This window comes from Pseudomonas sp. 9Ag (genome assembly GCF_902506445.1).
GTDB classification, from domain to species: Bacteria; Pseudomonadota; Gammaproteobacteria; order Pseudomonadales; family Pseudomonadaceae; genus Stutzerimonas; species Stutzerimonas stutzeri_AB.
On sequence record NZ_LR733836.1, the window covers coordinates 3521863 to 3540801 of the forward strand.

An 18939-nucleotide genomic window follows, 5' to 3' on the forward strand; every position below is an offset into this window, starting at 1 on the left:
GGATGGCGCTGTTGCTCGACGTCGTGAAGACCGAAGCAGACGCGTGGAAAACGCTTCGCGGCTTTCCACCCTACGCTGCTTAACTCTTATGACCCTCACCACAAGGACCAAGCCATGACCGCCCTCACCCAAGCCCACTGCGAAGCCTGCCGCGCCGACGCACCCAAGGTGTCCGATGACGAACTGGCCGAGCTGATCAAGCAGATCCCGGACTGGAACATCGAAACCCGCGACGGCCACATGGAGCTGGAGAAGGTCTTCCTCTTCAAGAACTTCAAGCACGCCCTAGCCTTTACCAACGCCGTCGGCGAGATCGCCGAAGCTGAGGGTCACCACCCCGGCCTGCTCACCGAATGGGGCAAGGTCACCGTGACCTGGTGGAGTCACTCGATCAAAGGTCTGCATCGCAACGACTTCATCATGGCCGCGCGCACCGACGAGGTCGCGAAAAACGCCGAGGGTCGCAAGTGAAGCAGTTCGCTGACGTGGCGCGGGTGCCTGGCGACCCGATTCTCGGGCTGCTCGATGCGTATCGAGCAGACCCCAATCCAGCCAAGCTCGACCTCGGTGTTGGCGTCTACAAGGATGCCCTCGGCCTGACGCCGATCCCCAAGGCCGTGAAGCTTGCCGAGCAGCGGCTGATCGACAGCGAACAGACCAAAAGCTACATCGGCGGCCATGGTGACCCGCTGTTCGGCGAGCAGCTGTTGCAGCTGGTGCTGGGCGAAGGCTCACTGGCGCTGGTCGAACACCGCGCCGGTTGCACCCAGACACCCGGCGGCACCGGTGCGCTGCGGCTGGTGGGCGATTTCATCGCCAAGTGCCTGCCGGGCCGCAGCCTCTGGCTCAGCGACCCGACCTGGCCGATCCACGAAACCCTGTTCGCCGCGGCCCGCTTGAAGGTTGAGCACTATCCCTACGTCGACGCGCAGAACAGGCTGGACGTGCCGGCCATGCTCGCCGCGCTGGAGCAGATCCCCAGCGGTGACGTGGTGCTGCTGCACGCCTGCTGCCACAACCCCACCGGCTACGATCTGAGCCGGGACGACTGGCGCCAGGTACTCGAGATCGTGCGCCGCCGTGAGCTGTTGCCGCTGTTCGATTTCGCCTATCAGGGCTTTGGCGACGGCCTGGATGAAGATGCCTGGGCCGTCCGCCTGTTTGTCGCGGCGTTGCCTGAAGTGCTGATCACCAGTTCCTGCTCGAAGAATTTCGGCCTGTACCGCGAACGCACCGGTGCGTTGATCGTGGTCGCCGCTGACGGCGAGTCGCTGATCGATGTGCGCAGCCAGTTCGCCTCGGTGGCGCGAAACCTCTGGTCGACACCGCCTTCTCACGGTGCTGCTGTAGTGGCGACGATTCTCTCCAACCCCGAGTTGCGTCAGCTATGGCAACAGGAAGTCGCCGCCAAGCGCGAGCGCATTGCCGGTTTGCGCCAGGGGCTGGTGGAAGCGCTTGCACCCTATGGGTTGGCTGAGCGCTTTGCGCATATCGCGCAACAACGCGGGATGTTCTCCTACACCGGCCTCACCGCCGGGCAGGTGCTGCGCCTACGGCGAGAGGATGCGGTGTATCTGGTCGAAAGCGGGCGGGCGAATATCGCCGGGCTGGACGCTGCGCGGCTTGACCAATTGGCTGCGGCCATCGCACGCGTTACCGGCTGATCACACGCCACTCGCTCGAAGCCCGGAGGCCGGCCGACACGGCCGGTCTCTGCGTTTACCGGCTCGGTTCAACATCAACGCCCTCCCCGCGCTTCAAGCAATGTCGTCAACCGAGCACGCCTATCTCACCCCTACCTTCCTACCGTAAAGCACCTCTCTGAAGGTCTGGAACTCAGACAGGGTTTTTATGTCGTAGCATTTGGCCATCATGCTGGGTCGATTCTGGCCTACCATATAGCCCTGCTATCTATTCCGGCGTGACTGACCGGTCCGGTGACGAACGGGCTCTAGCGAAAGCCAGGGTAGCCGCTATCTTCAGCAATAGGTTTCGAACGAGCTCGCCCATGATTCATAGCAACACCGCCGGTAACCCTGCTCCGCACCAATACGCCTGCCATTCAGCCAGCGAGCACGGGGCCTGCCCCAGCTGCGCGAGTGGCGAGCGTCTCGGCTTTCGCTTCAGTTACGCCTACCAACCGATCGTGGATATTGCCAAGCGCGAGATCTTCGCTCACGAAGCCCTTGTTCGAGGCGTGAACGGCGAACCGGCGCCCAGCGTGCTGGCGCAGGTGACCGAGGACAACCGCTTCCGCTTCGACCAGGCTTGCCGGGTCAAGGCCATCAAGACCGCGGCCAAGTTCCAGATGCAGAGCAAGCTGTCGATCAACTTCATGCCCAACGCCATCTATCGCCCGGAGCTGTGCATCCGCTCGACGCTGGAAGCTGCCCGTGCGCACAACTTCCCCATCGAGCAGATCATTTTCGAGACGGTCGAAGGCGAGCGCATCAGTGACGCCAAGTGGCTGACCGAGGTCTTCCGTGAATACCAGCGCATCGGCTTTCTCACCGCCATCGACGACTTCGGTGCCGGCTTTGCCGGGCTCAACCTGCTTGCCGACTTCCAGCCCGATCTGATCAAGCTGGACATGGACCTGATCCGAGGCATCGACCAGAGCCACTCGCGCCAGGCTATCGTCCGCGGCACGGTGGGCATGTGCCACGAACTAGGCATTCAGGTGATCGCCGAGGGCGTGGAAACATCGGACGAATGCAAGGCCTTGCGCGACCTGGGCATCAGCCTGATGCAGGGCTATCTGTTCAGCAAACCGCTGTTCGAGACCTGCAGCCACGCCGATTCCCTGGCATGGCCGAACTGACTGTAGAGCTGAGCGAGGCTCAGCCGGTCTTCAACAGTTTGAGCAACTCACGGGCAGCCTCTTCCGAGGAAGCCGGGTTCTGGCCTGTAACGAGCAGGCCATCGACCAGCACATAGGACGACCAGTCCGGCCCCTTGCTGTAGTCGCCGCCGATCTCCTTGAGTTTGTCTTCCAGCAGGAAGGGCACCACGTCGGTGAGCTGCACCCCCTCCTCCTCGGTGTTGGTAAAGCCGGTGACGCGCTTGCCTTTGACCAGATACTCACCATCCACGCCGCGCACCTGCACCAGCGCCGCTGGCGCATGGCAGACGGCCGCCACTGGCTTGCGCGCCTGGATGAAGGATTCGATCAGGGCGATGGAGGTCGCATTGCCGGTCAGATCCCACAGCGTGCCATGGCCACCGGGGTAGAACACCGTATCGAAGTCCGCTGCCGATACCTCGTCCAGCTTGCGGGTGTTGGCCAGCAGTGCCTGGGATTCGGCATCGTTCTTGAAACGCTTGGTCATCTCGGTCTGAGCATCCGGCGCATCACTTTTCGGATCCAGCGGCGGCTGGCCACCCTTGGGTGAGGCCAATACGATCTCGGCGCCGGCATCCTTGAACACGTAGTAAGGGGCGGCGAATTCTTCGAGCCAGAAGCCGGTGGGCTTGCCGGTGTCGCCGAGTTTGTCGTGGGATGTGAGGACGATAAGGACTTTCATGGAGTCTCCTGTGGTCGGGTGGCCCGGGGATTTGCGGGGCCTTGGTTTATCTGGACCGTGGGAGGGGGGAATCGGTCAATTGGCATTGGCGGCGGCCAAAGCCGTGAAGCCTGATGCCTCGTTGCTTTTCGTAAGAGCAAGGGAGACGTCGAGTCCTTGCTCGCGAAGATTTTTTAGCTTGTGCATGCGGCCTATTACGGAGTTGGCCGAGGCATTGGTTTCGCCCTGCTGGGCGACTCACTTTTTTCAATTGCCAAAAAAGTAAAACGCTTGCCCCTGCATCCGGCCCCGGCTTCGCCGGGGTTCCTTCACTCCGGTGACGCTCAGCCTCCTGAAAGGGGCGTTCGGCGGCGTCTGTGAGTCGGTTCGTCAGCAGAGAAGCAAGGTGCCCAGGCGTAGGATGGGCGAAGCCCATCGCAAGAGTTCGATGGGTTGCACCCATCCTACGAGACTGAGTTGGCTGAGGCATTGGTTTCGCCCTGCTGGGCGAGTCCCTTTTGGCAATTGCCCCAAAAGGAACCAAAAGGTCTTGCCCCCTACATCCGGGTCTCGCTGCGCTCGACTTCCCTCATTCCATCCGCGCTCCGGGGGCCGGCGTACAAGGGCCATCCATGGCCCTTTACGCCTCTCGCGGCATCCATGCCGCTCGCTCCCCTCCGCGCGGACTCCATTCGGCCTCCTGAAAGGGGCGTTCGGCGTCGTCTGCTAGTCCGCACAAATTGAAACAAGCAAGGCGCTTCGTTTCTCTTGCTTAACAGCTTTCAGACAACTCGGACCCGATCCCCCTTCAGGAGGCCGAGCGCAGATGCTGCGCAGGGGGGCGCGAGGCATGGATGCCGAGCGAGGCGCGATGGGACATGGATGTCCCTTCGCGCCGCCCCCCGGAGCAGCACCGGAGCGAGGGAAGTTTTGCGAAGCAAAACCCGGATGCAGGGGTGGCCTTCTTTTTGGTTACTTTTTCTTGGCCACTCAAGAAAAAGTGACTCGCCCAGCAGGGCGAAACCAATGCCTCAACCCACTCCGCCAACTGGCTAGAACCACCGAAACGCCAATTCGGCAAAATAAAAAAGGGCGCCGAAGCGCCCTTATTTTCATCAACCCCGGATCAGATCCGAAAACTCCCCACCAGCTGCTTCAACCGCGCCGCTTGCTGTTCCAGATCGCCACAGGCACGCAGGGTGGACTGGAGGTTCTCCACCCCCTCCTGGTTCAGCGTGTTGATCTCGGTGATATCCATATTCAACGACTCGATCACCGAGGTCTGCTCTTCGGTCGCGGTGGCTACCGACTGGTTCATCGCGTCGATCTCACCGATGCTGAGTGTCACGCTGCCCAGGCGCTCACCGGCCTGGTTGGCGATGCCGACGCTCGCCTCGCTCTGGCGCTGACTCTCGGTCATGGTGCTCACCGAATCGCGGGCACCAACCTGCAGCTTCTCGATCATGCCGTGAATCTCCTGCGCCGAGGTCTGAGTGCGATGCGCGAGGCTGCGCACTTCATCTGCAACAACCGCAAAACCACGTCCGGCTTCACCGGCGCGCGCCGCTTCGATGGCGGCGTTGAGCGCCAGCAGATTGGTCTGTTCGGAGATGCCCTTGATCACGTCGAGAATTTGCCCGATTCCCACGGTCTGCGTGTTCAACTGCTCGATCTGTTGGCAGGAGGCGCTGATGTTGCTCGACAGCTGCTTCATCGCCTCGATGTTGCGCTCGACCACCTTGCGCCCGTCTTCGGCCTGGTGACTGGCACCGCTTGCCTGCTGCGAAGCGTCGGCCGCATTGCGGGCGATCTCCTGTGCGGCGGCGCCGAGTTGATTGATCGCCGCCGCGACGCTGTTGGTGCGGCTGGCCTGTTCGTCGGAGTTGATCATCGACGAGTTGGAGGCGGCCAGTACACGTTGCGCCACTTCATTGACCTGCTCGGTAGCCGAGGCCACGTCGCGAATCGAGCCGTGGATACGCTCGACGAAGCGGTTGAAGGCCAGCGCCAGCGTGCCGAACTCGTCCTGCGATTGCACGGTCAGGCGGCGAGTCAGGTCGCCCTCGCCTTCCGCAATGTTGCTCATCGCGCGACCCATGTCGGTCAGCGGCCGCATCAACACGCGGATCAGCATGCCCAGCAGCACCATGATGAACACCACAGCGATGACAGTGGCGACGATCGCCGAGGTACGGAAACTCGACAGCGCCGCGTAGGCCTTGTCCTTTTCCACGGAAATGCCGACGTACCAGGTCACCGAGGGCAGTCCCGGAACGGGGCTGAAGCTGAGGATGCGGGCCTGGCCGTCGAGCTCGGATTCGCTGAGATCGCCGGTTATCGAAGGTGTGTTCTGCGGATACAGTTCAGCCAGCGTTTTCATCACTTTGCTTTTGTCCGGGTGGACCAGCACCTTGCCGTCACCGCTGACCAGAAACGCATAGCCCATGCCGTCGAAGTTCAGCGCGTTGATGATGTCGACCAGCGCCTTCAAACCCAGGTCGCCGCCCACCACGCCAACCGTCTGGCTGCCGCTGCGCGCGGGGGTGGCGATCGTGATGATCAGCTCGCCCGTGGCCGCGTCGACATAGGGTTCGGTAAGGGTCGTTCCGCCAGCAGCCACCGCGTCCTTGTACCAGGGGCGGGTGCGCGGATCGTACCCGGCGGGCATTTCGTCTTCCGGACGCATGGTGAAGCGGCCGCTCTGCTCGCCCAGATAGGTAAAGCCGAAGGTTGAGGCGAACGCCTTCTGTTCGAGCAGAGCAACCACGCGCTGATCGGAGCTGTCGTTGGCGATGGACTGCGCAGCGCTTTCCACCAACAGGATCCGACCGGACAGCCAGTTCTGAATGTTGTGAGCGGTGACTTCACCCATCTCATCCAGATAGCTATCGAGATTGTCTCGGATGGCGTTGCGCTGAAGGTAATCGTTGAACAGCGTGAACAGGGCGAACGTCGCGATTACGACGAGTGACGCAGCCAACAGAATCTTGTGGCTGAATTTGAGACGGCTAGGCATGGCGCGTGTCCGGATAGGTCTGGATCGAATCGGCAATCCTTTCCTTACGTAGCGTCCACTGCTTGATCGTATGTCGGCCGCAGGGACTCAAGCTTTAGGCAAATCGCCTGATCGAGACGGGCTACAACCCGCGCCAGCCGGGGGTTTCAAAGCAATTCACGACTGTTTCAGACGAGCGGCATGGCGTTTTGACAGCGCCTTTTTGAATAGCCTGCAAACAAAAACGGCATGCCTTGCAGACATGCCGTTCTGTCAATCCAGCAAGAACGCTGCCGAAGTCAGCGTCCTGCCAAAGCCGGCATGACCCGCGGCCGCAACCCCTCACCGAGGATGGCCAGCACAGCCACGGCCCCGACAATCCAGTACCAGCGCACCAGCGGATCGAAGCCCAGCCAGCCGAGGGCGTGCAGGAAGACCATCGTGATCAGCACCGGGCAGACGTAGCGCACCATGAACAGCCACAGCGCATAACCCAGCGGCGGCAGATCCAGCTCTTCACGCATGATCTCGCTGCGCAGCGCATAGCCGGCAAAGATCACGATGAAGATCCCGCCCAGCGGCATCATCCAGCGCGAGGTCAGGTAGTCGAGCCAGTCGAAGAAGTTCTTGCCCATTGGTGTCCAGCCGGCCATCAGGTTGAACGAGAGCATCGCCAGCAGGCTGATCACCAGCAGCACCGCACCCGCGCCCACGGCGGCCTTGAGACGGCTGATGCCATGCTTCTCGTTGAGGTAGGCCACCGTGGCTTCGATCATCGAGATTGCCGAGGTCAGCGCGGCAATCGACACCATGGCGAAGAACAACACGCCGAACAGCGTGCCGAACGGCATCTGCTGGAAGGCCAGCGGCAGGCTCATGAAGATCAGCCCGGGCCCGGCGGTCGGGTCCATGCCGTTGGCAAAGATGATCGGGAAGATCGCCAGCCCTGCCAACAGCGCCACCGCCGTATCGGCAATCGCGACCATGAAGGTGGTGCGGGCGATGGATTGTCCGTCGGGGATGTAGGAGCCGTAGGTCAGAATCGCCCCGGATGCCAGGCTGAGGGTGAAAAACGCGTGGCCCAGTGCGGCCAGCAGCGCTTCACCGGTGAGCTTGGAGGTGTCGAAGCTGAACAGGAACGCGAAGCCTTGATCGAAGCCGCCACTGGTAAAGGCATAACCCACCAGAATCAGCAGCATCACCGCGAGCCCCGGCATCATCCAGCGCACCGCGCGTTCGATGCCCGCCTGTACGCCCTTGGCGACGATCCACAGCGTCAACAGCGCTACGAGGAGACTCCAGCCACCCAACTGCAGGGCATTGGCGTTGTGCGCCTCGAACACCTGCGCCAGGCCGTCCACGGAACCCGCCGCGAGCGAGCCGTCGAGCATCTTCACCGTATAGGCAAAGGCCCAGCCGGCGACCACCACGTAGAAACAGAGAATCAGGAAGCCGGCCGCCATGGCCATGCCGCCGACACCTTTCCACAACGGGCTGCTGCCGTTTTCGCGTGCCGCCCGACCAATCGCGTCGATGGGGCTGCCGCGGCCGCGACGGCCGATGGCGATCTCGGTCATCATCACCGGAATACCGATGGCGAGGATGCACGCCAGGTACATCAGCACGAACGCGCCGCCGCCGTACTCGCCGGTGATGTAGGGAAATTTCCAGATGTTGCCCAAGCCGACGGCGGAGCCGGTCGCGGCAAGAATGAAGCCCCAGCGGGAGAGCCAGAGGTTCTTGGGTTTTTCACGGGTCATGCGTCACCTGTTTGTTGTTATCTGTGACGGAATCGAACCCGCCGCGCTTGTGGCGCGACGGAGTGCAAGGCGGATGAACCTATTGAGCGTCGGGCTGCACCTCCGGAGCTGCGTTGGCAAAGGCTTCGAGGGATTCGCACTGCTCGGTCATCTGCAAAATGCGCGGATACTGGCTGAGGTCACAGGCAAAACGGCGCGCATTGTATACCTGCGGCACCAGGCATGCCTCCAGATAGCCCGGCCGTTTGCCGAGTGAGAGCTTGCCGTCGAAGGCAGCCAGCCCCTGCTCGACACCGGCGAGGCCCGTGTGAATCCAGTGCTGGATCCACTGCTGCTTCGCCTCGTCCGCAATGCCCAGCGGGCCGCTGAGGTACTGCAACACACGCAGGTTGTTCAGCGGATGCAGGTCACAGGCGATATGAAGCGCCAGCGAGCGCACCCGAGCACGGTCGGCGGGGTCATCCGGCAGCAACGCCGGAAGCGGAAAGACCTCCTCCAGATATTCAAGAATCGCCAGCGACTGGCTGATGCGCTCGTCGCCATCGACCAACAAGGGCACCAGCCCCTGCGGATTGAGCCCCTTGTAGTCGGCCGAGCGTTGCTGGCCGCCGTCCTTGACCAGATGCACCGGCAAGTTTTCGAAGGCGAGGCCTTTCAGGTTCAACGCAATGCGTACGCGATAGGCGGCGCTGGAACGCCAGTAGCCGTAGAGCTTCAGCGTGGGCGACGAACCGGCCGTTGTGGTTGTTTCACTGCTCATAACGCTCCCAGTACGTGGTTCTCTGTGGCGGGCAACATCCTTTGACCATCCCGGTTGCCCTGCTGATCACCCAGCAAGGTCGAAGGATTGGCTTGGCCGCCGCCATAACAAACCACCCGGACCAGCCGCACAAGCCCGCCGGTAGCAGGGCTGGCGACTTCGGGATGCTCAGCCTGGAAGGATTTCGTTACGGCCCTTTGCGAGCGCAGGGCTACGAGGTTGCGTCATTTGCTGCGTAACGAAAACCTGACGGCTCGGTGCGACAGCTCGCCGCACCACACCTTTTTTAACTCCGGTTTCGACGCACCGGGCTCAGCGCAAGAGCCTCCTAGATCAGCCCGCTGAGGTTGAGAAACACCAGGACGATCGCCAGCGGGGTGCCGAAGCGCAGCAGCACCCACCATGCACGGAACAGTCCACCGTCCCGAATTCCAATGGCGTCGCGTACCGTTTGTTCCTTCATCACCCAGCCGGTGAACAGCACAGTCATCAGGCCGCCCAAGGGCATCAGCCAGTTGGTCGTCAGATAATCGAGGCTGTCAAAGAAGGTCTTGCCGAACAGCTGGTAGTCCGCCCAGAGGTTGAAGGAGAACACGCTGCCCAGGCTCAGCAGCCAGAGCAGGCCGCCACTGATCAGCACCGCCTTAGTACGGCTCATGCGGAAGCGCTCGGTCATCCAGGCGATGCTCGGTTCGCTCAGGGAAATGGCCGAGGTCAGTGCGGCGATCACCAGCATGACAAAGAACAGCCCACCGACCACCTGGCCCAGCGGCATCTGGCCGAAGGCGATGGGCAGGGTGACGAAGATCAGCCCAGGGCCGGCGCCCGGCTCCAGACCATTACCGAACACCAGCGGGAAGATCGCCATACCGGCCAGCAGCGCAACGACGGTGTCAGCCAGCGCCACCAGCACGGAGGTTTTCGCAATCGAGGTGCCTTCGGGCAGATAGGAGCCATAGACCATCATCGCCCCTGCCCCGAGGCTGAGCGTGAAGAAGGCGTGACCCAGCGCGATCAGCACGCTGGTGGCAGTCAGCGCGGAGAAGTCCGGCACAAACAGAAATTCCAGCGCCTGCAGGAATTCGCCCGTCACAGCAGCATAGCCAACCAGCCCGAGCAACAGCACGAACAGACCGGGCATGAGGAACCGCAGCGAGCGCTCCAGCCCGCCGCGCACACCAAAGCCGACAATCAGCATGGTCGCTGCCAGCACCAGCGTGCCGCAGACGATCAGCCGCATCGGGCTGGCCAACAGGCCATTGAACATCTCACCACTGGTGTCACCGCTCACACCACCGAAAGCGCCGCTGAGCGTGGTCGGCACATAGGACAGCGCCCAACCAGCCACCACCAGGTAGAAGCTGAGAATGAGGAAACCGGTCAATCCCCCGAGCCAACCGGCAATGCGCCACCGGGTACTGGCGCCGGCCTCACGCGCCAGTCGCGCCACTGCGTCATCGGGGTTCTGCCGACCACGACGGCCGATCATCACTTCGGCCATCAGCAAGGGAATGCCGATCAGCAGAATGCAGCCGAGGTACACCAGCACAAAGGCGCCGCCGCCGTTCTCACCGGTGATGTAGGGGAACTTCCAGATATTGCCCAGGCCGACCGCCGAGCCAGTGGCGGCCAGGAAGAACACCCAGCGTGAGGACCAGAGCCCACGCGCCGCGCTTTGCTGAGTATGAACGCCACCGAGAGAGCCGGCGGCAATGCTGCTTTTGTCAGTCATTGCGGATTCCTGCTTGTTGTTTTTGTCAGGGATTTGCACATGCTCGGCAGAACAACTCGGGCTGCCGAAAACAAAACGGGCGGCCCTGGGCCGCCCTCATGCTCGTTACGCCTGCAGGCGCTGTGGGTGCTTCTGCACCGCGTGCTGGCCGCCGAGGCGCTCCTGGGCCAGCCGATCGGCGACGACCGACGTGGACTCACCACTGCTGGCGGCGCGCTCGAAGATCTCGCGCAGGGTTTCAGCGATGCCTCGAACGTGCGCGTCCGTCTGTGCCGGGCTGCCGCCGATGCGCTGGTAATAGACGTCGATGATGCCGCCGGCATTGATGGCGTAGTCCGGCGCGTAGAGATGATTGCGACGCTGCAGTTCGACGCCTATTTCCGGGCTCGCCAGCTGGTTGTTCGCCGCCCCGGCGATCACCGGGGCACGCAGGCTCTGCAAGGTTTCGGCGTTGAGAATGCCGCCCATGGCGCAGGGCGCGAACACATCTACGTCCAGGCCATAGATGTCGTGTGGCCGCACCGCGTTGGCGCCCAGCTCTTCGACGGATTGCTGCACGTTGGCATCGAAAATGTCGCAGACCCACAGCTCGGCGCCGGCGTCCTTCAGATGACGAGCCAACCCGAGCCCGACATGCCCGACGCCCTGGATGGCGACCTTCAGGCCAGTCAGGTCGTCCCGACCGAGGCGCTGACGCACTGCTTCGCGCAGGCCGACAAACACACCGAGTGCCGTGGACGGCGACGGGTCGCCGCTGGCGATAGTGCCATCGAGCGTGGTGCGCGGTGTGGCGCCGATAACGTGGCGGGTGCGCTGGGCGAAGGCCTGCATTTCCGGCTCACCGGTGCCCGAGTCGGCCGCCGTGATGTAGCGTCCGCCGAGGCTGTCGACGAAATCACCCATGGCGTGGAGCAATGCCTGGCTCTTGCCGGCGTGCGGGTCGCCGATGATCACCGCCTTGCCGCCGCCAAGCTTGAGCCCGGCCAGCGAGGATTTCAGGGTCATGCCACGAGACAGACGCAGCACGTCACGCACCGCGTCGTCGTCACTGGCATAGGGGAACATCCGGCAGCCGCCCAGCGCCGGGCCGAGCGTGGTGTCATGGATGGCGATGATCGCGCGCAGCCCCGATGCCTTGTCGTGGCAAAAGACGACCTGTTCGTGGTGATCGAAATCGGGATGGGTGAAAACGGACATTGCGGATTCCTCTTTGTTGTTCTGTTTGAGAGCCCTGCTATTCAGGCCCCTTCGAATCTTCTGTGCGACCTATCCGGCGCACTTCGCGGAGAGCTTTCGACGCTTACGCCATCAATCAATGGTGGGCTGAAGCCCACCGAACAACTCTGGCCCGCTCGACGAGCGCCCAGCGCCAGCGGTCAGGCCGCCGGTTCGAACAGCCGCACGGTCTGCACCTCGTCGCCGCGGTTCAGCTGCTCCTTGAGCACCTTTTCCTGCTGGCGTGCCTTGGCAATGGAGCGCTCTTTCACCGGGCCATAGCCACGGATCAGTTCCGGTAGCGCGGCGATGGCCACAGCGGTGCGGTAGTTGCTCGGCTTCAGTTGCGCCAGCAGGCCGTCGAGGTTGCGCTCGTACTCGCTGATCAGCTCGCGCTCGACGCGGCGGTCATGGCCGTAGCCGAACACGTCCAACGGCGTCCCGCGCAGGAACTTCAGCTTCGCCAGCACGTTGAAGGCGTTCAGCACCCAAGGGCCGAGTTCGCGCTTGCGCGGCTCGCCGGTGGTGCTGTCACGCTTGGCCAACCAGGCCGGCGCCAGATGGAACTGCAGCTTGTAGTCGCCTTCAAACTGCGCTTCGAGCTGCTGGCGGAATTCCGGCTCGCTGTACAGCCGCGCAACTTCGTACTCGTCCTTGTAGGCGAGCAGTTTGAAGTAATAACGCGCCACGGCTTTGGACAGCGCCAGATCATCGGCGGTATCCAGCGCCCGCACCTGCTCCACCTTGGCGCGATACCGCTTGGCATAGGCGGCGTTCTGGTAACGAGTGAGGAAATCCACACGCCAGTCGACGATCTCTTCCAGGGTCTGGCACAGCGGTTCCACCAATTCAGACGGACGCGCCAGTTTCTCCACAGCCTCACGCTCCAGCGATGCGCGGCGGCCCCAGCGGAAGGCCTGCTGGTTCAACTCGGCAGCGACTCCGTTGATGCTGATAGCCTTCTCGATGGCTTCGGCAGACAGCGGCAACAGCCCTTGCTGATAGGCAAATCCCAGCAGGAAGAGGTTGGTCGCGATGCTATCGCCGAGCAGTCGGGTGGCCAGGTAAGTCGCATCGATGAAGTGAGTCTTTTCGGCACCCACCGCATCGACCAGCGCTTCGCGCATGGCCTTGCCCGGCACCTGGGCATCGGGGTTGCGGGTGAATTCGGCGGTCGCCGATTCGTGGCTGTTGATCACCGCATGGCTGATCTGATCATTGAGGCGGGTGAGCGAATCGTCACCGGCGGCGACCACCAGATCGCAGCCCAGCAGCAGATCGGTTTCACCGGCTGCAATGCGCACTGCATAGATATCGTCCTGCTTGGCGGCGATGCGGATATGCGTGACCACCGGGCCGAATTTCTGCGCCAGACCGGCCTGGTCGAGCACGGTGCAGCCCTTGCCTTCCAGGTGCGCCGCCATGCCGAGCAGCGCGCCAAGGGTGGTCACGCCGCTGCCGCCAACGCCGGGGATCAGCACATTCCAAGGCCGCTCCAGCGACGGATGCTGCGGCTCGGGCAATGTCGCCGCCTCGATACCGCCGGCTACGGCTTCGGGCTTACTCAACCCGCCACCATGCACGGTGACGAAGCTCGGACAGAAGCCCTCGACGCAGGAAAAATCCTTGTTGCAGGCGTTCTGATCGATCTCGCGCTTGCGCCCCAGTTCGGTTTCCAGCGGCAACACGGCGAGGCAGTTGGACTTCTCACCGCAATCGCCGCAACCCTCGCACACCGCCGGATTGATGAAGGCGCGCTTGGCCGGGTCTTCCAGCTTGCCGCGCTTGCGCCGACGACGCTTCTCGGTGGCACAGGTCTGGTCATAGATGATCACCGAGACGCCCTTGAATTCGCGCAGCTCGCGCTGCACGGCATCCAGTTCGCGGCGGTGATGGAAGCTGGTGATCGGCGCGAAGGTATCGCGAGTCGGGTACTTGTCCGGCTCGTCGCTGACCAGAGCAATGCGCTTGACGCCCTCGTGAAAGATCTGCCGGCTGAGCTGGTCGACGCGCAGCTCGCCGTCGATGGGCTGGCCGCCCGTCATGGCCACGGCATCGTTGTAGAGAATCTTGTAGGTGATGTTCACCCCGGCGGCCACCGCGGCGCGTACTGCCAGGCTGCCCGAATGGAAGTAGGTGCCATCACCGAGGTTCTGAAACATGTGCGGCGTGTCGGTGAACGGCGCCTGGCCGATCCAGTTCACGCCCTCCCCGCCCATCTGGGTAAAGGTCTCGGTGCGCCGGTCCATCCACTGCACCATGTAGTGACAGCCGATGCCGGCCGAGGCGCGGCTGCCTTCGGGCACTTTGGTCGAGGTGTTATGGGGGCAACCGGAGCAGTAATGCGGGGTGCGCACCGTGTCGTAATTGCGCGCGGCCAGGGCCTTTTCCTTGGCGGCGAGAAAGGCCAGGCGCCCCTGGATGCTGTCGCTGGTGTAGATCGGCGCGAGGCGCTTGGCGATCACCCGGGCGATCATCGCCGGGGTCAGCTCGCTGAGGTTCGGCAGCAGCGAGGTGCCGTGCTCGTCAAACTCACCCACCACCCGCGGGCGCTTGTCCAGCGGCCAGTTGTAGAGCTGTCCGGTGAGCTGGTCTTCGAGAATGCTGCGCTTTTCCTCGACCACCAAGATCTCGTCCAGGCCCTGGGCAAATTCATGCACCGAAACCGGCTCCAGCGGCCAGCTCATGCCGACCTTGAGCACCCGCAGGCCAACTTGGGCGCACAGTGCTTCGTCCAGACCGAGATCGTCCAGCGCCTGGCGCACGTCGAGATAGGACTTGCCGGTGGTGATGATCCCCAGGCGCGGGTTCGGCGAGTCGAGCATGACCTGGTTGAGATTGTTCGCCCGTGCGAATGCGCGCGCGGCGTAGATTTTGTACAGATTTAGGCGTTTTTCCTGCGCCAGCGGCGGGTCCGGCCAGCGAATGTGCACGCCGTCTTCGGGTAGTTCGAAGTCATCGGGGATGCGTGTCTTCACCCGCAGCGGATCGACTTCCACCACGGCGGAGGAATCGACGTTCTCGGCAATGGTCTTGAGCGCCACCCAGCAGCCGGAATAGCGCGACAGCTCCCAGCCGATGATGCCGTAGTCGAGAATCTCCTGAACGTTGGCCGGGTTCAGCACCGGGATCGAGGCAGCGATAAAGGCGTGTTCGCTCTGGTGCGGCAGCGTCGAGGATTTGCAGCCATGGTCGTCACCGGCCAGCAGCAGCACGCCGCCATGGGGCGAAACGCCCGCGGCATTGCCGTGCTTGAAGACGTCACCGGAGCGGTCTACGCCCGGGCCCTTGCCGTACCACATGGCAAACACGCCGTCGTACTTGGCGCCGGGAAACAGGTTGGTCTGCTGGCTGCCCCAGACCGCCGTCGCCGCCAGTTCCTCGTTGAGGCCCGGCTGGAAATGGATGGCGTTCTGCTTGAGGAAATCGCGCGCGTCCCAGAGGCTCTTGTCCAGCATGCCCAATGGCGAGCCGCGGTAGCCGGAGATGAAGCAACCGGTATTCAGGTTCTGAGCCTGGTCGCGCTGATGCTGCAGCATGGGCAGACGGGTCAGCGCCTGGGTGCCGGTGAGGTACAGATGTCCGGTTGCGAGCCGGTACTTGTCATCCAGGCGGATCTCGGCCAGTGACATGTGGCGCTCCTGTTTGTTTTTATCGGAGTCTGGACGACGCTTTACGTCGTCCGCCTAACAAGGTCGTGGGTAGCTGCACGGTAAGCCGTCCCACGCCAGCGACCGGCAGGGGATCACCCCACCGTTGCGCGTTGGATAAATTCTGGCTGTGACAAGGAGAGATTTTCTTTCTACTTTTGCGGTGTAAGCGCTATCGCGTGCATGATCCATTCACTAACAACAACAAAATGAGAACAACCATGCAGACGCCTCTGAGCAGCATCGACCGCAAGATTTTGCTGCTGCTGCAACACAACGCTGACCTCTCCGCCGCCGAGGTCGCGGAAAAGGTCGAGCTGTCGCAATCACCCTGCTGGCGACGCATCCACCGCATGCAGGAAGAAGGGCTGATCGAGCGCAAGGTCGCCCTCCTCAACCCCAAGAAGCTCGGGCTGAACATGACGGTGTTCGTAAACATCAAGCTGTCCGCTCACGGGCGCAGCAACCTCGACGAATTCGAGCGCGCCGTGGTGGGTTATCCCGAAGTGCTGGAGTGCCACACCATGGCCGGCGAATCGGATTACCTGCTCAAGGTGGTGGCCAAGGACATCGACAGCTACGAGCGTTTCCTGCGCGACCAGCTCCTGCAACGCCCCCATGTGCAGGAGGCTCACTCGCATATCGCCATGAGTGAGGTGAAGCGGACCACGGAATTGCCGCTGGATTGATGGCAGTCACGGCGGAACAATCGGTGGATAAGGCAGAGCCGTTATCCACCCTACAGGCGCAGCGCCGGCCCAACGTGGGGTGGAAAACGACCACAGCCTTTTCCACCAGCATTCAACCGCAACAGAGGCGTCACGCCGTATCACAGCGTGAACGGCTACTCGCCCGGTATCCCGCGCACCGGCTCGCCAACCTCGATCCCGTTGCGTACGAACCATCCCTGATTGACCTCCAGCGCATAGCGGGCCGGCTCGCTTGAGCAGCGAATCGCCTTACTCAACGGCTCCAGATCGATCAAATCGACGATGCGTCCCTGCTCGTCCATGAACGCCGCTGACAGTGGTAGCGGTGTGTTCTTCATCCACAGGCAGTGACGACGAAAGTCATCGAAGCGAAACAGCATGCCGTGGTCGGCAGCCATCTCGGTGCGCTCCATCAGGCCGCGTTCACGTTCAGCGGGAGAGCGGGCGTACTCGGCCTCGATCCTGGCGTCACCAACCTGCAGTTCCAGCAATGGCTCGCTGGCATGGACGATGGCTGGCCCGACCACGGCAACGAGAAACGGCAGTAACACAATACGCATCGATGATCGGCCTCTGATGGTTAAGCGCAGCGTGGTGAGAAGCATACAACGCCGGGTCTTCATTCATTGTCAGCCGGCGCTTCGACCGCAACCTGATCGCTGTCGCCGTAGTGTTTCTGGCAACGCTCGCAAAAGAAGCTTCGCCGTTTGCTGCGGCCGAGCGATTTGGCCCGAATGAAGGGAATCTTGCAGCGCGGGCAGGTGGTTTTGGTGTGCGCGAGCCAGTGCGCTTTAAGCGCGCCCTCGCGCTTCCACTGCAGGAATTCAAAGCTGTAGGTGCGAACCTCACGCGTCAGCTCCCTGAGCTTGGGCGCTGGCAGAGCGCCGATCAGCGACAACGGATGGATGCGGGTACGAAACAGCACCTCGTTCTTGATGATGTTGCCAGAGCCGGAAAACAGCGTTTGATCCAGCAACGCATCGCAGGCCAGCATCTGCGGCCGTTTGCGCAGTTTCTTCAGCGCTGTGCGGTTGTCCCAGGCGTCGCTCATGACGTCCGCACCCCAGTCGTACGCTTCGTTCAGCGAGCCTTCGATGAACTGCACCGAGCAGCCGTAGAAATTCAATTCACCGTTCGGGAAACCCAGGCTCAGACGAGGCGCCGACTCCTTGCGCTCATTGATCCGATAACTGCCGAACAACAGCAGATGAATGCGCAGCGAGACATCATCCAGCTCGATTAGGAAGTGCTTGCCCCAGCTGCGAAACGACCGCACCGTCTGCCCCACCAGCCGCGCCTTGTCGATTTTGGCGCTGCCCTCGGCGCGCTCGATGGGTTTGCCGGTAAATGCAGAGACTTCTTCTCGCAAGATGACGATCGATGGACCTTCGGGCATGGCGATATCGCTTCGGCTGGGTGTTACCGATATCGACTAGGGGCGGCTGAGATGGTGCCAGCCACCCGTTCGAGGATGGTGCAGGGACCGTCGAGACTTGCTGCGCTCAGGCGGCAAGACACCTCCAGCTGTGCGAGATACAGTCCAATCCTTTCGGAGCCTGATCGCTGGCGAAGCTTCTGCGATGGTGTCCCACAGATTCGCGAGCAAGCTCGCGCCCACAAACAGGCCCATACCGCCCACCGTAGGCTAGCGGAACGGTCTACCAATCCAGCTGCAAGCGGCTCTCGAAACAACGCGGTTCACCGGTCAGGGGATCTCGAAATTCCAGGCCACGCGCCAGCAGTTTGAGCGGGTTAGTGTAGTCATCCTGATCGCGGCGACCGCGTTCCAGCAGTTCAGGGTAGAAGGGGTCGTTGCAGATGCCCGCGCCCAGCGAGGCCATCTGCAGGCGCAGCTGATGCTTGCGTCCGGTAACGGGATACAGCGCATAGCGCCAATGCTCGCCGTGCTTTTCGAGCACCTCGATGCGGGTCTCGCTGTTGGGCTCGCCATCGCCGCGCTTCATCAGGAAGAAGGGTTCACCATCGACCATGTGCAGTCGTTCGCACCGTGGAAACTCTAGACCGGGCAGCGCCGGACAGATCGCTTCGTAGCGTTTTTCGATTTTGCGTTCACGGAACAGCGCCTGGTAGCGGCCGCGACTTTCGGGATTGGTGGAGAAAAGCACCAGCCCGGCCGTCAGTCGGTCGATGCGGTGAATCGGCACCAGATTCGAATTGCCCACGCGCTTGCTCAGGCGCGCCAGCAGAGTTTCGTTGACGTACTCCCCGGCCGGCATCACCGGCAGGAAATGCGGCTTGTCCGCCACCAGCAGGTGCTCGTCGAGGTGCAGGATCTGCTCTTCGAAGGGAATCGGCTTCTCGTCCGGCACCTCGCGAAAGTAGTAGACCTTCAATCCGACCTGATAAGGACGCGTCGCCTCCAGCGGCTGCCCGTCAGCGCCAAGTACGCGCCCCCGCGCGAAGCGATCGGCCCAGGTTTCGCGATCAATTGCCGGAAAATGCGCGCACAGGCATTCGAGTACCGTCGCCCAGTTGCCTTGGGGGAGATGCAATGTGCTGCGAGCGTCTGGGGCGGGCATGGGCATGGCGACCGTCTGAGCGGAGAGGCGCAATGATACTTCAACAGCGCAGCCGAGCCGCGACAGAGTCCCAT

General features: G+C 62.4%; 14 protein-coding genes and 1 pseudogene. 4 read left to right on the forward strand and 11 right to left on the reverse strand.

The features are described from left to right. Nucleotides 1–114 precede the first annotated feature (114 nt). The 3 genes from ALTERO38_RS16010 (at nt 115) to ALTERO38_RS16020 (ending at nt 2821) form a co-directional block, all read left to right on the forward strand. Nucleotides 115–471: a 4a-hydroxytetrahydrobiopterin dehydratase gene (locus ALTERO38_RS16010; RefSeq protein WP_102837853.1), complete on the forward strand. Its 357-nt coding sequence runs from the start codon at nt 115–117 to the stop codon at nt 469–471. Next, the gene (locus ALTERO38_RS16015; protein ID WP_159968985.1) at nt 468–1664 is read left to right on the forward strand and encodes an amino acid aminotransferase; all 1197 of its coding nucleotides are present in this window, start codon (nt 468–470) and stop codon (nt 1662–1664) included. Before ALTERO38_RS16010 ends, ALTERO38_RS16015 begins: the two co-directional genes overlap by 4 nt. A gap of 344 nt (nt 1665–2008) precedes the next feature. Next, a complete protein-coding gene (locus ALTERO38_RS16020; RefSeq protein WP_159968986.1) occupies nt 2009–2821 on the forward strand; it encodes an EAL domain-containing protein in 813 nt (270 codons plus the stop codon). A gap of 19 nt (nt 2822–2840) precedes the next feature. On the opposite strand, the gene ALTERO38_RS16025 is transcribed toward ALTERO38_RS16020, so the two are convergent. The 8 genes and pseudogenes from ALTERO38_RS16025 to ALTERO38_RS16055 form a co-directional block, all read right to left on the reverse strand. Further along, complete coding sequence (locus ALTERO38_RS16025) at nt 2841–3524, reverse strand: type 1 glutamine amidotransferase domain-containing protein (protein ID WP_159968987.1); 684 nt, start codon at nt 3522–3524, stop codon at nt 2841–2843. A 1105-nt stretch (nt 3525–4629) separates the two neighbouring features. Further along, nucleotides 4630–5394 (reverse strand): methyl-accepting chemotaxis protein, encoded by a 765-nt coding sequence (locus tag ALTERO38_RS21855; RefSeq protein ID WP_372239425.1) that lies wholly within the window; start codon nt 5392–5394, stop codon nt 4630–4632. Between the two features lie 93 nt (nt 5395–5487). Continuing rightward, nucleotides 5488–6519, reverse strand: a pseudogene (locus ALTERO38_RS21860) (cache domain-containing protein); the annotation flags it as partial. Between the two features lie 278 nt (nt 6520–6797). Further along, nucleotides 6798–8258, reverse strand: coding sequence for a sodium-dependent transporter (locus ALTERO38_RS16035; RefSeq protein ID WP_159968989.1), 1461 nt, complete (start codon nt 8256–8258; stop codon nt 6798–6800). Nucleotides 8259–8337: 79 nt separating this feature from the next. Beyond that, nucleotides 8338–9018 carry a maleylacetoacetate isomerase gene (maiA, locus tag ALTERO38_RS16040; protein ID WP_159968990.1) on the reverse strand — a complete coding sequence of 227 codons (681 nt, stop codon included), beginning with the start codon at nt 9016–9018 and terminating at the stop codon, nt 8338–8340. Nucleotides 9019–9346: 328 nt separating this feature from the next. Further along, on the reverse strand, nt 9347–10750 hold the full coding sequence (locus ALTERO38_RS16045; RefSeq protein ID WP_102837861.1) for a sodium-dependent transporter: 1404 nt from the start codon (nt 10748–10750) through the stop codon (nt 9347–9349). A 105-nt stretch (nt 10751–10855) separates the two neighbouring features. Then, nucleotides 10856–11947 (reverse strand): Glu/Leu/Phe/Val dehydrogenase dimerization domain-containing protein, encoded by a 1092-nt coding sequence (locus ALTERO38_RS16050; protein WP_102837862.1) that lies wholly within the window; start codon nt 11945–11947, stop codon nt 10856–10858. Between the two features lie 179 nt (nt 11948–12126). Further along, complete coding sequence (locus ALTERO38_RS16055; RefSeq protein WP_159968991.1) at nt 12127–15597, reverse strand: indolepyruvate ferredoxin oxidoreductase family protein; 3471 nt, start codon at nt 15595–15597, stop codon at nt 12127–12129. 239 nt (nt 15598–15836) lie between these two features. Here ALTERO38_RS16055 and ALTERO38_RS16060 point away from each other — a divergent pair, with 239 nt between their 5' ends. After that, a complete protein-coding gene (locus tag ALTERO38_RS16060) occupies nt 15837–16304 on the forward strand; it encodes an Lrp/AsnC family transcriptional regulator (protein WP_045430192.1) in 468 nt (155 codons plus the stop codon). 155 nt (nt 16305–16459) lie between these two features. Here the strand turns inward: ALTERO38_RS16060 and ALTERO38_RS16065 are convergent, their stop codons facing one another. The 3 genes from ALTERO38_RS16065 to ALTERO38_RS16075 form a co-directional block, all read right to left on the reverse strand. Beyond that, nucleotides 16460–16885 carry a DUF192 domain-containing protein gene (locus tag ALTERO38_RS16065; RefSeq protein WP_159968992.1) on the reverse strand — a complete coding sequence of 142 codons (426 nt, stop codon included), beginning with the start codon at nt 16883–16885 and terminating at the stop codon, nt 16460–16462. Nucleotides 16886–16944: 59 nt separating this feature from the next. Then, the gene (locus ALTERO38_RS16070) at nt 16945–17721 is read right to left on the reverse strand and encodes a DNA-formamidopyrimidine glycosylase family protein (RefSeq protein WP_159968993.1); all 777 of its coding nucleotides are present in this window, start codon (nt 17719–17721) and stop codon (nt 16945–16947) included. A 262-nt stretch (nt 17722–17983) separates the two neighbouring features. Further along, nucleotides 17984–18865 (reverse strand): pseudouridine synthase, encoded by an 882-nt coding sequence (locus ALTERO38_RS16075; protein WP_159968994.1) that lies wholly within the window; start codon nt 18863–18865, stop codon nt 17984–17986. Nucleotides 18866–18939 lie beyond the last annotated feature (74 nt).

What these genes read in the sequence shown, in the direction of transcription:
- ALTERO38_RS16010 (WP_102837853.1), top strand. Translation starts at nt 115, where the DNA reads ATGACCGCCCTCACCCAAGCCCACTGCGAAGCCTGCCGCGCCGACGCA.
- ALTERO38_RS16020 (WP_159968986.1), top strand. Translation starts at nt 2,009, where the DNA reads ATGATTCATAGCAACACCGCCGGTAACCCTGCTCCGCACCAATACGCC.
- ALTERO38_RS16025 (WP_159968987.1), bottom strand. Translation starts at nt 3,524, where the DNA reads ATGAAAGTCCTTATCGTCCTCACATCCCACGACAAACTCGGCGACACC.
- ALTERO38_RS21855 (WP_372239425.1), bottom strand. Translation starts at nt 5,394, where the DNA reads ATGATCAACTCCGACGAACAGGCCAGCCGCACCAACAGCGTCGCGGCG.
- ALTERO38_RS16035 (WP_159968989.1), bottom strand. Translation starts at nt 8,258, where the DNA reads ATGACCCGTGAAAAACCCAAGAACCTCTGGCTCTCCCGCTGGGGCTTC.
- maiA (WP_159968990.1), bottom strand. Translation starts at nt 9,018, where the DNA reads ATGAGCAGTGAAACAACCACAACGGCCGGTTCGTCGCCCACGCTGAAG.
- ALTERO38_RS16045 (WP_102837861.1), bottom strand. Translation starts at nt 10,750, where the DNA reads ATGACTGACAAAAGCAGCATTGCCGCCGGCTCTCTCGGTGGCGTTCAT.
- ALTERO38_RS16050 (WP_102837862.1), bottom strand. Translation starts at nt 11,947, where the DNA reads ATGTCCGTTTTCACCCATCCCGATTTCGATCACCACGAACAGGTCGTC.
- ALTERO38_RS16055 (WP_159968991.1), bottom strand. Translation starts at nt 15,597, where the DNA reads ATGTCACTGGCCGAGATCCGCCTGGATGACAAGTACCGGCTCGCAACC.
- ALTERO38_RS16060 (WP_045430192.1), top strand. Translation starts at nt 15,837, where the DNA reads ATGCAGACGCCTCTGAGCAGCATCGACCGCAAGATTTTGCTGCTGCTG.
- ALTERO38_RS16065 (WP_159968992.1), bottom strand. Translation starts at nt 16,885, where the DNA reads ATGCGTATTGTGTTACTGCCGTTTCTCGTTGCCGTGGTCGGGCCAGCC.
- ALTERO38_RS16070 (WP_159968993.1), bottom strand. Translation starts at nt 17,721, where the DNA reads ATGCCCGAAGGTCCATCGATCGTCATCTTGCGAGAAGAAGTCTCTGCA.
- ALTERO38_RS16075 (WP_159968994.1), bottom strand. Translation starts at nt 18,865, where the DNA reads ATGCCCGCCCCAGACGCTCGCAGCACATTGCATCTCCCCCAAGGCAAC.